Source organism: Streptomyces sindenensis, from assembly GCF_014649035.1.
In the GTDB taxonomy this organism is placed as follows: Bacteria; Actinomycetota; Actinomycetes; order Streptomycetales; family Streptomycetaceae; genus Streptomyces; species Streptomyces sindenensis.
This window is the reverse complement of record NZ_BMSG01000009.1, coordinates 76,124-90,736: the sequence shown is the minus strand read 5'-3', so window position 1 is coordinate 90,736 and position 14,613 is coordinate 76,124. Positions and strand designations below refer to the sequence as shown.

The 14,613-nt window shown below is 72.7% G+C and carries 12 protein-coding genes; 10 read left to right on the top strand and 2 right to left on the bottom strand.

What is annotated here, in order from left to right; genetic code table 11:
- Nucleotides 1-37: 37 nt before the first annotated feature.
- From gmk to IE145_RS13075, 5 genes are all read left to right on the top strand, one after another.
- A complete protein-coding gene (gene gmk, locus IE145_RS13095; protein WP_053562000.1) occupies nucleotides 38-631 on the top strand; it encodes a guanylate kinase in 594 nt (197 codons plus the stop codon).
- Between the two features lie 61 nt (nucleotides 632-692).
- A complete protein-coding gene (gene rpoZ, locus IE145_RS13090) occupies nucleotides 693-965 on the top strand; it encodes a DNA-directed RNA polymerase subunit omega (RefSeq protein WP_003970369.1) in 273 nt (90 codons plus the stop codon).
- Between the two features lie 149 nt (nucleotides 966-1,114).
- On the top strand, nucleotides 1,115-2,326 hold the full coding sequence (gene coaBC / locus IE145_RS13085; RefSeq protein WP_189521096.1) for a bifunctional phosphopantothenoylcysteine decarboxylase/phosphopantothenate--cysteine ligase CoaBC: 1,212 nt from the start codon (nucleotides 1,115-1,117) through the stop codon (nucleotides 2,324-2,326).
- A gap of 232 nt (nucleotides 2,327-2,558) precedes the next feature.
- The gene (gene metK / locus IE145_RS13080) at nucleotides 2,559-3,767 is read left to right on the top strand and encodes a methionine adenosyltransferase (RefSeq protein WP_189521095.1); all 1,209 of its coding nucleotides are present in this window, start codon (nucleotides 2,559-2,561) and stop codon (nucleotides 3,765-3,767) included.
- Nucleotides 3,768-3,903: 136 nt separating this feature from the next.
- Nucleotides 3,904-6,048: a primosomal protein N' gene (locus tag IE145_RS13075; RefSeq protein ID WP_189521094.1), complete on the top strand. Its 2,145-nt coding sequence runs from the start codon at nucleotides 3,904-3,906 to the stop codon at nucleotides 6,046-6,048.
- A gap of 135 nt (nucleotides 6,049-6,183) precedes the next feature.
- Here IE145_RS13075 and IE145_RS13070 read toward each other — a convergent pair whose 3' ends face one another.
- The gene (locus IE145_RS13070) at nucleotides 6,184-6,750 is read right to left on the bottom strand and encodes a hypothetical protein (protein ID WP_189521093.1); all 567 of its coding nucleotides are present in this window, start codon (nucleotides 6,748-6,750) and stop codon (nucleotides 6,184-6,186) included.
- Between the two features lie 379 nt (nucleotides 6,751-7,129).
- Between IE145_RS13070 and fmt the strand changes: the two genes are divergently transcribed.
- From fmt to IE145_RS13050, 4 genes are all read left to right on the top strand, one after another.
- The gene (gene fmt / locus IE145_RS13065; RefSeq protein WP_189521092.1) at nucleotides 7,130-8,062 is read left to right on the top strand and encodes a methionyl-tRNA formyltransferase; all 933 of its coding nucleotides are present in this window, start codon (nucleotides 7,130-7,132) and stop codon (nucleotides 8,060-8,062) included.
- Between the two features lie 118 nt (nucleotides 8,063-8,180).
- On the top strand, nucleotides 8,181-9,614 hold the full coding sequence (locus IE145_RS13060) for an RsmB/NOP family class I SAM-dependent RNA methyltransferase (protein ID WP_189521091.1): 1,434 nt from the start codon (nucleotides 8,181-8,183) through the stop codon (nucleotides 9,612-9,614).
- A 148-nt stretch (nucleotides 9,615-9,762) separates the two neighbouring features.
- On the top strand, nucleotides 9,763-10,446 hold the full coding sequence (gene rpe / locus IE145_RS13055) for a ribulose-phosphate 3-epimerase (protein ID WP_069737320.1): 684 nt from the start codon (nucleotides 9,763-9,765) through the stop codon (nucleotides 10,444-10,446).
- A gap of 133 nt (nucleotides 10,447-10,579) precedes the next feature.
- Nucleotides 10,580-11,575, top strand: coding sequence for a sugar-binding transcriptional regulator (locus IE145_RS13050; protein ID WP_189521090.1), 996 nt, complete (start codon nucleotides 10,580-10,582; stop codon nucleotides 11,573-11,575).
- Nucleotides 11,576-11,641: 66 nt separating this feature from the next.
- On the opposite strand, the gene IE145_RS13045 is transcribed toward IE145_RS13050, so the two are convergent.
- On the bottom strand, nucleotides 11,642-12,718 hold the full coding sequence (locus tag IE145_RS13045) for a terpene synthase family protein (protein ID WP_189521089.1): 1,077 nt from the start codon (nucleotides 12,716-12,718) through the stop codon (nucleotides 11,642-11,644).
- 297 nt (nucleotides 12,719-13,015) lie between these two features.
- Between IE145_RS13045 and IE145_RS13040 the strand changes: the two genes are divergently transcribed.
- Nucleotides 13,016-14,482, top strand: a complete 1,467-nt coding sequence (locus IE145_RS13040) for a GuaB1 family IMP dehydrogenase-related protein (protein ID WP_189521088.1) — start codon at nucleotides 13,016-13,018, stop codon at nucleotides 14,480-14,482.
- Nucleotides 14,483-14,613 lie beyond the last annotated feature (131 nt).

Below are 14,613 nucleotides of genomic sequence, written 5' to 3'. Positions count from 1 at the left end.
GTTCTCAGGCACTCCTGAGAACCTGGATAATCGCTCCATGGCTGCAACATCCCGGGGGACGTCCCCCGTACCCCCGGACGTACGTCCGCGGCTGACCGTGCTCTCCGGCCCCTCGGGGGTCGGCAAGAGCACGGTCGTCGCCCATATGCGCTCCGTGCACCCCGAGGTCTGGCTCTCCGTGTCGGCGACGACGCGCAAGCCGCGCCCCGGGGAGCGCAACGGCGTCCACTACTTCTTCGTGGACGACGAGGAGTTCGACAAGCTCATCGCCAACGGCGAACTGCTGGAGTGGGCCGAGTTCGCCGGCAACCGCTACGGCACGCCCCGCCGGGCCGTCCTGGACCGCCTGGAGGCGGGCGAGCCGGTGCTGCTGGAGATCGACCTCCAGGGCGCCCGGCTGGTCCGCCAGTCGATGGACGACGCGCGTCTGGTCTTCCTGGCCCCGCCGAGCTGGGAGGAGCTGGTGCGCCGGCTCACCGGCCGGGGCACCGAGGCCCCCGAGGTCATCGAGCGCCGGCTCGCCGCCGCCAAGGTCGAGCTGGCCGCCGAGGCGGAGTTCGATACGACGCTCGTCAACACCTCCGTCGAGGATGTGGCCCGCGAGCTGCTAGCCTTGATGCTTCAGGCCTAGATCCCGGCGATCGTCAAGACCGCTCGGATCTTTGATCTACACCCCCTTCGGAAGGCAGAGAGTGTCCTCTTCCATCACCACGCCCGAGGGCATCATCAACCCGCCGATTGATGAGCTCCTCGAGGCCACCGACTCGAAGTACAGCCTGGTGATCTACGCGGCCAAGCGCGCCCGTCAGATCAACGCGTACTACTCGCAGCTCGGTGAAGGCCTCCTCGAGTACGTCGGTCCGCTCGTCGACACCCACGTGCACGAGAAGCCGCTGTCGATCGCGCTCCGTGAGATCAACGCCGGTCTGCTGACCTCCGAGGCCATCGAGGGCCCCGCGCAGTAACGCAGCAGCACCGCAGCACCTTCACTCCAGGCCCGGCGGCCCGTCCGCCGGGCCTGAGGTGTGTCCGGGGCCGGGTGAACGGGCCGCGCGCGGTGAGGCAGCATGGGACGCACATGTTGCCGTTACGGTGCCGAGTGCGGGGAGACGCAGTGGACAAGCCGAAGGTGGTCCTGGGGGTCAGCGGGGGCATCGCCGCCTACAAGGCGTGCGAGCTGCTGCGTCGGCTGACCGAGTCCGGCCACGACGTACGGGTCGTCCCGACCGCCGCGTCGCTGCACTTCGTGGGGGCGGCCACCTGGTCGGCGCTCTCCGGCCACCCGGTCTCCGACGAGGTCTGGCAGGACGTCCACGAGGTCCCGCACGTGCGGATCGGACAGGAGGCCGACCTGGTGGTGGTCGCCCCGGCCACCGCGGACATGCTGGCCAAGGCCGCCCACGGGCTCGCCGACGACCTGCTCACCAACACGCTCCTGACCGCCCGCTGTCCGGTGGTCTTCGCCCCCGCCATGCACACCGAGATGTGGGAGCACCCGGCCACCCAGGAGAACGTCGCCACCCTGCGCCGCCGGGGCGCCGTCGTCATCGAGCCCGCCGTCGGGCGGCTCACCGGCGTCGACACCGGAAAGGGCCGGCTGCCCGACCCCGGCGAGATCTTCGAGGTCTGCCGCCGGGTGCTGGCGCGCGGAGTTCCCGGGACCGATCTCGTGGGCCGCCATGTGGTGATCAGTGCCGGTGGCACCCGCGAGCCGCTCGACCCGGTGCGCTTCCTGGGCAACCGCTCCTCCGGCAAGCAGGGGTACGCGCTGGCGCGCACCGCCGTGGCCCGGGGAGCCCGGGTCACCCTGATCGAGGCCAACACCGGGCTGCCCGACCCGGCCGGGGCCGACGTCCTGCGGGTCGGCACGGCCGTCCAGCTCCGCGAGGCCGTGGTGAAGGCCGCCGCCGACGCGGACGTGGTGGTGATGGCGGCCGCGGTGGCCGACTTCCGTCCCTCCGAGTACGCCACCGGCAAGATCAAGAAGCAGGACGGCGAGGAGGCGCCCGCGCTCACCCTGGTCCGTAACCCCGACATCCTCGCCGAGGTCGCGGGGGAGCGGGCCCGGCCGGACCAGATCGTCGTCGGATTCGCCGCCGAGACCGACGACGTGCTGGCCAACGGGCGTGCCAAGCTCCGCCGCAAGGGCTGCGACCTTCTCGTGGTCAACGAGGTGGGGGAGCGCAAGACCTTCGGCTCGGAGGAGAACGAGGCGGTCGTCCTCGCCGCCGACGGCCAGGAGACGCCGGTGCCGTACGGCCCCAAGGAAGCCCTTGCCGACACGGTCTGGGATCTGGTTTCCGCCAGGTTCCAGCCGAATTCCTGATCAGCCCTTCGGTCGAGCTAAAACGCCTCATAACGCCGAAAACGGCGACCGAGGAGGGTGAATTGTCCTACTGGTGATCCGTGTGTCGGACGTCACGAACCTCCCAAAGGGCGAGACACCTGGCCCGGTCGCCGGAAGTGACCGATAAACTGGCCGACGGTACGCGCCGAGCGCAGCTCTCGGACGTACCACCCATGATCAGCCAGCAGCCGCTGCAACCCCAGGGAGCGATGTGTCCCGCCGTCTTTTCACCTCGGAATCCGTCACCGAGGGTCACCCCGACAAGATCGCTGACCAGATCAGCGACACGATTCTCGACGCGCTCCTGCGTGAGGACCCCTCCTCGCGCGTCGCCGTCGAGACCTTGATCACCACCGGTCTGGTGCATGTCGCGGGCGAGGTCACCACCAAGGCCTACGCCGACATCCCCAACCTCGTGCGCAACAAGGTTCTGGAGATCGGCTACGACTCCTCCAAAAAGGGCTTCGACGGTGCTTCCTGTGGCGTCTCGGTGTCGATCGGCGCCCAGTCGCCGGACATCGCCCAGGGCGTCGACACCGCGTACGAGAAGCGGGTCGAGGGTGACGAGGACGAGCTCGACAAGCAGGGCGCGGGCGACCAGGGCCTGATGTTCGGGTACGCCTGCGACGAGACCCCGGAGCTCATGCCGCTCCCGATCCACATCGCGCACCGCCTCTCCCGGCGGCTGTCCGAGGTGCGCAAGAACGGGACCATCCCCTACCTGCGCCCCGACGGCAAGACCCAGGTCACCATCGAGTACGACGGTGACAAGGCGGTCCGGCTGGACACGGTCGTCGTCTCCTCGCAGCACGCCTCGGACATCGACCTGGACTCGCTGCTCGCCCCCGACATCCGCGAGTTCGTCGTCGAGCACGTGCTCGCGCAGCTCGTCGAGGACGGCATCAAGCTGGACACCGAGGGCTACCGCCTCCTGGTGAACCCGACCGGCCGCTTCGAGATCGGCGGCCCAATGGGCGACGCCGGCCTCACCGGCCGCAAGATCATCATCGACACCTACGGCGGCATGGCCCGCCACGGTGGCGGCGCCTTCTCGGGCAAGGACCCGTCCAAGGTCGACCGCTCCGCCGCGTACGCGATGCGCTGGGTCGCCAAGAACGTGGTGGCCGCTGGTCTGGCCGCCCGCTGCGAGGTCCAGGTCGCGTACGCGATCGGCAAGGCCGAGCCCGTCGGTCTCTTCGTCGAGACCTTCGGCACCGCCGCGGTCGACACCGAGAAGATCGAGAACGCGATCGGTGAGGTCTTCGACCTCCGCCCGGCCGCGATCATCCGGGACCTCGAGCTGCTCCGCCCGATCTACGCCCAGACCGCCGCGTACGGCCACTTCGGCCGGGAGCTGCCGGACTTCACCTGGGAGCGCACGGACCGGGTGGACGCGCTGCGCGCGGCCGCGGGTCTGTAAGGGCTGTACAAGCGCATCGGCACTGAGTGACGGCGGGGCCCGGACATCGAACGCGGTGTCCGGGCCCCGCTGCCATGCCCCCCCACGCATGTCCGCGCTCTCCGGACTGTCGGTGGTCTCTGGTAGGAATTCAGCTGTGAGCAGCGAGAACGAGCAGTCCGCCGAACCGGGTGCCGGGGCGCCGGAGCAGCTTGCGCTGATCCGGGAGACCGTGCGCCGGGCGAAGGTGCCGCGCGCCAAGCCGCGGACCTGGCGCGGCGCGCCCCTCGCCGAGGAGCTGCCCGTCGCCCGCGTTCTGGTCAACAAGGGCGTCCTCCACCTCGACCAGTATTTCGACTACGCGGTCCCCCGGGAGCTGGACGCCGACGCACAGCCGGGCGTCCGGGTGCGGGTCCGGTTCGGGGCCGGCGGGCGCAACGTCCAGGGCGGCCGGCGCGAGGGCGGCGGCCTGATCGACGGTTTCGTCGTCGAGCGCCGCGCCGACTCCGACTATCAGGGCGCGCTGGCCGCCCTCGCCTCCGTGGTCTCCCCAGAGCCGGTCCTCGGGCCCGAGCTGCTCGCCCTCTGCCGCGCCGTCGCCGACCGGTACGCGGGCAGCCTCGCCGACGTCCTCCAGCTCGCCGTCCCGCCCCGCAACGGCCGCGCCGAGGCCAAGCCCTCCCCGGACCCGCTGCCCCCGCCTCCGCCCCCTGCCCCGGGCACCTGGGAGCGGTACGCCCAGGGCCCGACCTTCCTGCGCGCACTGGCCGAGGGCGGCGCCCCACGCGCGGTGTGGACCGCCCTGCCCGGACCGCACTGGCCCGCGGAGATCGCCGGAGCCGTCGCGGCGACGCTCTCCTCCGGGCGCGGCGCCCTCGTCGTCGTCCCGGACGGGCGGGCCGCCGCACGGGTCGACGCGGCCCTGACCGAAGCCCTCGGCGCGGGGAGGCACGCCCTGCTGACCGCCGAATCGGGCCCCGAGAAGCGCTACCGCCAGTGGCTCGCGGTGCGCCGGGGCTCGGTGCGGGCCGTCGTGGGCACCCGGGCCGCCATGTTCGCCCCGGTCCGCGACCTCGGCCTCGTCGTCGTCTGGGACGACGGCGACTCCAGCCACAGCGACGACAACGCTCCCTTCCCCCATGTCCGCGAGGTCCTGGAGCTGCGGGCGGCCCAGGGCCGCTGCGGCTTCCTGCTCGGCGGAACCAGCTGTACGGTCGAGGCCGCCCAGCTCGTGGAGAGCGGCTGGGCGCTGCCCCTCCTCGCGGACCGCGAACGGCTGCGCCGGGCCGCGCCGCTGATCCGCACGGTCGGGGACGGCGAGCTGGCCCGCGACGGGGCCGCCCGCTCCGCCCGGCTGCCCAGCCTCGCCTGGGGGGCCGTGCGCGACGGCCTGCGCACCGGACCGGTGCTGATCCAGGTGCCGAGGCGCGGTTACGCCCCCCGCCTCGCCTGCGAACGCTGCCGCACCCCCGCGCGCTGCCGGCACTGTGCGGGGCCCCTGGAGGCGCCGGACCAGCAGGATCTGAACTGCGCCTGGTGCGGGCAGGCCGAGCGGGCCTGGGAGTGCCCGGAGTGCGGCTCCACCCGGTTGCGCGCCCGGATCGTCGGCGCCCGCCGCACCGCGGAGGAGCTGGGCCGGGCCTTTCCCGCCGTGCCCGTCCGCACCTCGGGGCGCGACCACATCCTCGACGCGGTGCCCGACGCCCCGGCCCTGGTCGTCTCCACGCCCGGCGCGGAGCCCGTCGCCGAGGGCGGGTACGCGGCGGCCCTGCTCCTGGACGGCTGGGCCATGCTCGGCCGGCCCGATCTGCGCGCGGGGGAGGAGGCGCTGCGCCGCTGGCTGGCGGCTTCGGCGCTGGTGCGGGGGCAGGAGGAGGGCGGCACGGTGGTGGTCGTGGCCGAGCCGACGGAGCGTGCGGTGCAGGCGCTGGTCCGCTGGGATCCGGCGGGGTTCGCCCGGCGGGAGCTGGCGGACCGTGCCGAGCTGGGCTTCCCGCCGGTCTCCCGGATGGCCTCGGTGACCGGCCCGCCCGAGGCCCTGGCCGCGTTCCTGCGGACCGCCGGACTGCCGCCGGAGGCCGAGATCCTGGGACCGGTGCCGGCCCCTTCGGCCGCGCCCGGGCGGGCCCGCAGGCCGGGGGACGCGCCGCCGGGCGAGACCTGGGAGCGGGCCCTGATCCGGGTGGTCCCGGGGCGCGGGGCGGCGCTCGCCCGGGCCCTGAAGTCGGCGCTGGCGGCCCGTACGGCCAAGGGTGCGGGCGAACCGATACGGATCAGGATCGACCCGCCCGACATCGGCTGAGCCGGTCCCGGCGTTCCCGCGGCCCGGGCCCGGCCCGCGCCTGAGCCGACCTGCGGGCCTCGGAGCCCGCGGCCCCCGGACAGGGGACTGCCCCGCCGTGCGACCGGCACGGTGGGGCAGCAGGGCGGCGTGCGGTCAGCCGTTGCGCGGGCCCGGGAACACGCCGGGGCGCAGCTCCTCACGGGCCGGCTGCGGGGCCGCCGACGGCTGCGGCGGCATCGAACGGGCCGCCGGGACCGTGGGCACCGGGGAACCGGACCCCTTGGCGGAGGATCCGGTGAGGCCGGAGCCGACGGAGACCGGGCGCGGCACGGCGGTGGAGTCGCCGCCCGTCTCGGCGGCGGGCTGCGGGGTGGCGCGGCGGGTTCCGTACCGGCGGTGGACGGCCTGCTTGGTGACGCCGAGGGCGGAGCCCACCGCGTCCCAGGAGAAGCCCAGCGAGCGGTCGAAGTCCACCGCGGCCGTCACCAGGGTCTCGACGCTGTCCCGCAGCTCCTGCGCGAGGCGGACGGTGGGGGCCGGGGCCCTGCCGTAGACGACGAAGCCCGCGGAAGGGCCGGAGCGGCGCGGACGGTAGACATTGCCCAGCTGGGCGGTGAGGGTGCGCAGCGCGTCCACCTGCCGCCTGACCCGCTCGATGTCCCGCACCAGAAGATGCAGACTGGCCCGCGCTTGGGCGTCGTGCGTTGCGTGGTCGGCCATGAAGAAGCCTCTCGAACCGGCGTTGAAAGGGACCGGGCCGCAATCGGGACGGCCCGCTTCGGTCAATCTCCTTTGACCAACGCCCGAGCCGGGTATGTGGTCACGCTATCGGGGCGTATGTGCATATGCACGGGGCGTGCGCGGCGCGCGTACGCCCCTTGGTCGCCGCCCCGGCGCAAGAGCGTCGCCGCCCCGGCGCAAGAGAAGCGGCGATGCCCGCTCAGGGGAGCGGCGAGGTCCGCGCCGGGAGCGGCCGGGCCCGCGCGGGGGAGCGGTGAGGCCCGCGCAGGGGAGCGGCCGGGCCCGGTCCGGTCCGAGACCCTAGACTGGTGTGCTGCTCGTCTCCGTACGTCTTGGCCCGAGAGGCAGTCAGCCACCCATGAAGCTCGTCTTCGCCGGCACCCCCGAAGTCGCCGTCCCCGCCCTGGACGCCCTGATCGCCTCCGACCGCCATGAGGTGGCCGCCGTCGTGACCCGTCCCGACGCTCCCGCCGGGAGGGGGCGCCGACTCGTCGCGAGCCCGGTGGCCGAGCGGGCGGAGGAGGCCGGGATCGAGGTGCTCAAGCCCGTCAGGCCCCGGGACGAGGAGTTCCTCGCCCGGCTGCGCGAGATCGCCCCGGACTGCTGCCCGGTCGTCGCCTACGGCGCCCTGCTGCCCAAGGTCGCCCTCGACGTGCCCGCCCGGGGCTGGGTCAACCTGCACTTCTCGCTGCTGCCCGCCTGGCGGGGCGCGGCCCCCGTGCAGCACTCCCTGATGGCCGGGGACGAGGTGACCGGTGCGTCGACCTTCCTGATCGAGGAGGGGCTGGACTCCGGCCCGGTCTACGGCGTCCTCACGGAGGAGATCCGCCCCACCGACACCAGCGGCGACCTGCTCACCCGGCTCGCGTTCGCCGGGGCCGGACTGCTCGCCGCCACCATGGACGGCATCGAGGACAACTCGCTGCACGCCGTGCCCCAGCCGCACGAGGGCGTCACCCTGGCCCCGAAGATCACCGTCGAGGACGCCCAGGTCCAGTGGTCCGACCCCGCCCTGCGCGTCGACCGGGTGGTGCGCGGCTGCACCCCGGCCCCCGGCGCCTGGACCCTGTTCCGCGGCGAGCGGCTCAAGCTGGTCCAGGCGGCCCCCGTCCTGGACCGCACGGACCTGGCCCCCGGCGCGCTGTCGGCCGCCAAGAACAACGTGTACGTGGGCACCGGATCGCACGCCGTCGAGCTGCTCTGGGTCCAGCCGCAGGGCAAGAAGCCGATGCGGGCGGCCGACTGGGCGCGCGGCGTGAGGATCGCCCACGGCGAGCTGCTGGGCCTGTAGCGGGATTCCGGGGCCCGGGGCGGCGTCCGCGAGCCCCGGGCTGCCGTTCGGGAGGCCGTGCACGGCGTCGTAGGCTGGGAGGGTTCGCCCCCCTCACCTTCAGCGGAGCACCTTTCACGTGAACGACCAGCCGCGTCGCCGTCCCGCCAAGCCTCACCGCCGGCCCAAGAAGGACCCGGTCCGCTTCCTCGCCTTCGAGGCGCTGCGGGCCGTCGACGAACGCGACGCGTACGCCAACCTCGTGCTGCCCCCGCTGCTGAAGAAGGCCCGGGCCAAGGGCGACTTCGACGGCCGGGACGCGGCGCTGGCGACCGAGCTGGTCTACGGGACGCTGCGCCGCCAGGGCACGTACGACGCCATCGTCGCGGCCTGCATCGACCGGCCGCTGCGCGAGGTCGACCCGCCGGTCCTGGACGTCCTCAACATGGGCGTCCACCAGCTGCTCGGCACCCGTATCCCCACCCACGCGGCCGTCTCCGCCAGTGTGGAGCTGGCCCGGGTGGTGCTGGGGGAGGGGCGTGCGAAGTTCGTCAACGCGGTGCTGCGCAAGGTCACCGCGCACGACCTCGACGGCTGGGTCGAGAAGGTCGCCCCGCCGTACGACGAGGACGCCGAGGACCACCTCGCCGTCGTCCACTCCCACCCCCGCTGGATCGTCTCCGCCCTCTGGGACGCGCTGGGCGGCGGCCGGGCGGGCATCGAGGACCTCCTGGAGGCGGACAACGAGCGGCCCGAGGTCACCCTGGTCGCCCGCCCCGGCCGTTCCACCACCGAGGAGCTGGTCAAGGCGCTGGGCGAGGACAACTCCCTGCCCGGCCGCTGGTCGCCGTACGCCGTGCGGATGGCCGAGGGCGGCGAGCCCGGCGCGCTGGAGGCCGTCCGGGAGAGCCGGGCGGGCGTCCAGGACGAGGGCAGCCAGCTCGTCGCCGCCGCCCTGGCCGCCGTCCCCGTCGAGGGCCGTGACACCCGCTGGCTGGACGGCTGCGCGGGTCCCGGCGGCAAGGCCGCCCTCCTCGCCGCGCTCGCCGCCGAGCGCGGCGCGACGCTGCTCGCCGCCGAGAAGCAGCCGCACCGCGCCCGGCTGGTCGAGCGGGCACTCGCCGGCAACCCGGGGCCGTACCAGGTGATCACCGCCGACGGCACCCGCCCGCCGTGGCTGCCCGGCACCTTCGACCGCGTCCTGATGGACGTGCCCTGCTCCGGCCTCGGTGCGCTGCGCCGCCGTCCGGAGTCCCGCTGGCGGCGGCGCGCCGAGGACCTGGAAGCCTTCGCCCCGCTCCAACGCGGCCTGCTGCGCGAGGCGTTGAAGGCCGTGCGGGTCGGCGGCACGGTCGCCTACGCCACCTGCTCGCCGCATCTCGCGGAGACTCGGGTGGTCGTCGAGGACGTGCTCAAGGGGCGCGGCGGGGAGTCGGTCGAGGCGGAGTGGATCGACGCCCGCCCGCTGCTGCCCGGGGTGCCCGCCCTGGGCGAGGGGCCCGACGTCCAGCTCTGGCCGCATCTGCACGGCACGGACGCGATGTATCTGGCTCTGCTGCGCCGGACCGGCTGAATATCACCGCGTCAGCGCGTCCGCCCGTACGGCAAAAGAAAAGCAAAGCGCTGGCAAAATGCCCAGAATGTGCGGACTGTGAGGGCCGTGTGAGGCTTCGGAGGGGATCGAGGCGGGGAACCGGCCGCAGACGTGGCAGGCTTGGGGCATGGCGCAGATCAACCCCAGCATCCTGTCCGCCGATTTCGCGCGTCTCGCCGAGGAGGCGAAGGCGGTCGAAGGCGCGGACTGGCTCCACGTCGATGTCATGGACAACCACTTCGTGCCGAATCTGACCCTCGGCGTGCCGATCGTCGAGGCGCTCAGCAAGGCGACGGACACCCCGCTGGACTGCCACCTCATGATCGAGGACGCGGACCGCTGGGCCCCGAGTTACGTGGAGGCCGGCGCCGGGTCCGTCACCTTCCACGCGGAGGCCGCCGCGGCGCCGGTGCGCCTCGCGCGGGAGATCCGGGCGAAGGGGGCGCGCGCCTCGATGGCGCTCAAGCCCGCGACGCCCATCGAGCCGTACGAGGACCTGCTCCCCGAGCTGGACATGCTGCTGATCATGACGGTCGAGCCGGGCTTCGGCGGGCAGGCCTTCCTGGACATCATGCTGCCGAAGATCCGGCGTACCCGGGAGCTGATCAGCAAGCACGGTCTCGAACTGTGGCTCCAGGTCGACGGCGGGGTCTCGGCCACCACCATCGAACGCTGCGCCGAGGCCGGAGCCGATGTCTTCGTGGCCGGATCCGCGGTCTACGGGGCGGCGGACCCGGCGGCGGCGGTGCGGGACCTGCGGGCCCTGGCGGACGTGGCGACGGCCGCGGCCCCCTGGGCATGCGACCACTGAACCAAGGACAGATGAACGCGGTCCGACAGGGCCGATCAAGGATCGCCGGATCTGACAGGATGAACGGCGTATCGGGCGTGTGAACAGCAGTGAGGAGATCGCGGTGTCTGGCATCTCGGCGGGTCGGTCAGCCATGCGGATGGGACCCGCGGAGCTGGTGCAGGCGGCGGCCATGGCCCGCCGGTTCTATCTGGAGGGCAAGTCCAAGATCCAGATCGCCGAGGAGTTCGGCGTGAGCCGCTTCAAGGTGGCCCGGGTCCTGGAGACCGCCCTCGAACGCGATCTCGTGCGCATCGAGATCCGGGTCCCGGCCGAGCTGGACGCCGAACGCTCCGACGCCCTGCGCGCCCGCTACGGGCTGCGGCACGCGGTGGTCGTCGAGTCCCCGGCCGAGGAACAGGACGACGCCGCCGACCCGGAGAACCTGGGCGAGGTCGCGGCCGACCTCCTGGGCGAGCTGGTGGCCGAGGGCGATGTGCTCGGCCTGGCCTGGGGCCGCTCCACCATCCACATGGCGGCCGCCCTCGACCGGCTGCCGCCCTGCACGGTCGTCCAGCTGACCGGGGTGTACGACGCGGGCACCGCCGAGCGCGGCTCGGTCGAGGCGGTCCGCCGGGCCGCCCAGGTCTCCGGCGGCGAGGCGCACCCCATCTACGCACCGATGCTGCTGCCCGACCCCGCGACGGCCGCCGCGCTGCGCGATCAGACCGGTATCGCCCGCGCCTTCGAGTACTTCGACAAGGTCACCGTCGCCGCCGTCTCCATCGGCTCCTGGGAGCCCGGCATCTCCACGGTCCACGACATGCTCTCGGACGAGGAGCGCGCCCACTACGCCTCGCTCGGCGTCGCGGCCGAGATGTCCGCGCACCTCTTCGACGCGGAAGGCCGCCGGGTCGGCCGCGACCTGGGGGAGCGCTGCATCACCGTGGAGGCGGACCGGCTGCGCCGGATCCCCGAGGTGGTCGCGATCGCGGGCGGCCAGCGCAAGGCGGCGGCCATCGGCGCGGTGCTCCGCTCCGGCCTGGTCACCAGCCTGGTCACGGACACCGCCGCGGCCGACTACCTGCTCACCGAGTCCGCGGCGGGCGTCCGCCCGGCGCTGGAGCGGGCCGACCCCGACGGCGAGTGACGCCGAGAACCCGCTGAGGGCCGTGCACCCCGCAAGGTGCACGGCCCTCGGTCTGTCGTCCCTCCCTCAGCCGTCCGGGGGAGCCTTGGCCACGCACGGAGCGGGGGCGGCGGCCTCGGTGCGCGCGGGCGGGACGCCCAGCACCGTCTCCTCCAGATACTCCTCGGGCTCCTCGTACTGCCCCACGTCCGCCGGGTTGTAGCGGGGCGTCTGGCGCGACCAGTCCAGATTGCCGCGCATCCAGCTCCGCATGCCGTCCAGGTAGGGAACGAGCAGCCCGGACAGCTCCGGATACAGCTCCAGCAACTCGTCCTCGGCGGTCAGGAACCGCTCGGTCTCCATCGCGAGCCGCTCCGCGACGTGGTCCAGCGCCTGCTGCTCCCCGAGGCTCCGGTGGTGGCGGACCAGGTGGACGAGGTTGTGGATCTCGCCGAGCATCTGCTCCTTCTCGAAGGAGTACACGTCGTTCGCCCAGCAGACGTGGTTGCACGCGGCTTCCAGGGCGGTGATGAAGCGGGGGTCGTTGTGGAGCGACTCCGGGGCCTCGATGCCCGCCACGATCTCTATGAGGTCCATGCAGACGTGGATGGCACCGGTGTGCCGCCGCTTGGCGATGTACGCCTCCTCCGAGGGCACCACGTCCTCGGCGCGGTTGCCCGCCTCCCAGGTCGTGGCGGTCGTCAGGTAGGTCACCAGATGCCAGGCGAACCGGGTCCGCCAGTGCGGGGCGGCGTTCGGCGTCGTACGTTTCCACAAGTCGGCCAGGGCGGTCACGGCGGCCGGGACCTCCTCGCCCGGCAGCGGCTCGGGGGCGGAGCCGTCGACGACCGCGCGCATCCGTTCGACCACACTTCTCACCAGGGCGGGTGAGCGGCCGAGGTGGCCGTCGTCGAGCTGGTCGTCGACCAGGAAGAGCCAGACGAACCAGTCGGCCACCAGATCGAGGTGTTCCTCGTCGGCCGTCGGGTAGACCATGCCGACGAACGCCCCGAAATCGGCTTGTTCGAATCGGTTCCTCGCGGACTCGCGATGGACCAGACCCGTCCGTCTGGTCCAGTCGTCCAGATGCCCCCGGGTGTGCGCCACGTGCGGATTGGTCCGCTGCGGGAACGGGCAGTAGATGTCCGGCAGTTCGCTGTCCACAGGCGGATCGGGATCCTCTCCGGTCTAACGGTGTGCCCAGGGTTGCCGACGAGTCGGGTCGAGGCTTTTGACACCCCCGGGACCTGCGGCTTTGAAGCTACCTGACCCCTTGTCACCCGGTCCAGGGATGGTGATCACGAATGCTTCGAATCCCGTTCGGGTAGAGTCCGTGGGTAAGGCAGGTTCACTTGCCCGGGACCCCCGGCCGCCTCTTCGGAGGATCAGACGAAAGCGGGGGTCTTTTGCTGTGTCTTCGGGGAAACGACCTGCGCGGTTTCGTATGAAAAAATGAGTCTTATGCGTTTTCTTGAGCCGGGTACCGGTCGCTACACAGAGTCCCCCGCGGTCCCGTACGACCTCACGTACGACGACGTCTTCATGGTCCCGGGCCGCTCCGCGGTCGGCTCCCGCCAGGGCGTGGACCTCTCGTCGCCCGACGGAACCGGCACCACCATCCCGCTCGTGGTGGCCAACATGACCGCCATCGCGGGCCGCCGGATGGCCGAAACCGTCGCCCGCCGCGGCGGCCTCGTCGTCATCCCCCAGGACATCCCGATCGAGGTCGTCACCGACGTCATCTCCTGGGTCAAGACGCGCCACCTCGTCCTCGACACCCCGATCGAGCTGACCCCCGGCCAGACCGTCGCCGACGCGCTCTCGCTGCTGCCCAAGCGGGCGCACGGCGCGGGTGTCGTCGTCGACGCCGACCGCCGTCCCGTCGGTGTCGTCACCGAGCACGACCTCAGCGGCGTCGACCGCTTCACCCAGCTCTCCGAGGTCATGTCCAAGGACCTCGTGCTGCTGGACGCGGACATCGACCCGCGCGACGCCTTCAACAAGCTCGACGGCGCCAACCGCAAGCTCGCCCCCGCGGTCGACGCCGACGGCCGCCTCGTCGGCATCCTCACCCGCAAGGCCGCCCTGCGCGCCACGCTCTACACCCCCGCCACCGACGCCGAGGGCAAGCTGCGCATCGCGGCCGCCGTCGGCATCAACGGCGACGTGGCCGGCAAGGCCAAGCAGCTCCTCGACGCGGGCGCCGACGTCCTCGTCGTGGACACCGCCCACGGCCACCAGGAATCCATGATCAGCGCGGTGAAGGCCGTGCGGGCCCTCGACCCGCAGGTCCCGATCGTCGCGGGCAACATCGTCGCCGCCGAGGGCGTACGCGACCTGATCGAGGCGGGCGCGGACATCATCAAGGTCGGTGTCGGGCCCGGCGCCATGTGCACCACCCGGATGATGACCGGCGTCGGCCGTCCGCAGTTCTCCGCCGTCCTGGAGTGCGCCGCCGAGGCGAGGAAGCACGGCAAGCACGTCTGGGCGGACGGCGGCGTCCGGCACCCGCGCGACGTCGCCATGGCGCTCGCCGCCGGCGCGTCCAACGTGATGATCGGCTCGTGGTTCGCGGGCACGTACGAGTCGCCCGGCGACCTCCAGCAGTCCGCCGACGGCCGCTTCTACAAGGAATCCTTCGGGATGGCCTCGGCCCGTGCCGTGAAGAACCGCACCTCGGACGAGTCCGCCTACGACCGCGCCCGCAAGGCGCTCTTCGAGGAGGGCATCTCCACCTCGCGGATGTTCCTCGACCCGGCCCGTCCGGGCGTCGAGGACCTCATCGATTCGATCATCGCGGGCGTCCGCTCGTCCTGCACCTACGCCGGTGCGGGCTCGCTCGCGGAGTTCGCCGAGAAGGCGGTCGTCGGCGTCCAGAGCGCCGCCGGCTACGCCGAGGGCAAGCCGCTGCACGCCAGCTGGAGTTGATCCCCGAGCACGTCAACGTCCCCGCCCCCTCCGGCTGTTCCGTACCGGAGGGGGCGGGACCGTTTCCGGTGTGCCCAGGTGGCCGGGGGCGGCGCTTCAACTCTGTTGAAATCTCAGTAATATGAACCGCA

Bases quoted from the DNA above. Each gene is read 5' to 3' on its own strand.
- IE145_RS13050 (WP_189521090.1), top strand. From the start codon at position 10,580: ATGCGGATGGGACCCGCGGAGCTGGTGCAGGCGGCGGCCATGGCCCGC.
- IE145_RS13040 (WP_189521088.1), top strand. From the start codon at position 13,016: ATGCGTTTTCTTGAGCCGGGTACCGGTCGCTACACAGAGTCCCCCGCG.
- IE145_RS13070 (WP_189521093.1), bottom strand. From the start codon at position 6,750: ATGGCCGACCACGCAACGCACGACGCCCAAGCGCGGGCCAGTCTGCAT.
- gmk (WP_053562000.1), top strand. From the start codon at position 38: ATGGCTGCAACATCCCGGGGGACGTCCCCCGTACCCCCGGACGTACGT.
- fmt (WP_189521092.1), top strand. From the start codon at position 7,130: ATGAAGCTCGTCTTCGCCGGCACCCCCGAAGTCGCCGTCCCCGCCCTG.
- rpe (WP_069737320.1), top strand. From the start codon at position 9,763: ATGGCGCAGATCAACCCCAGCATCCTGTCCGCCGATTTCGCGCGTCTC.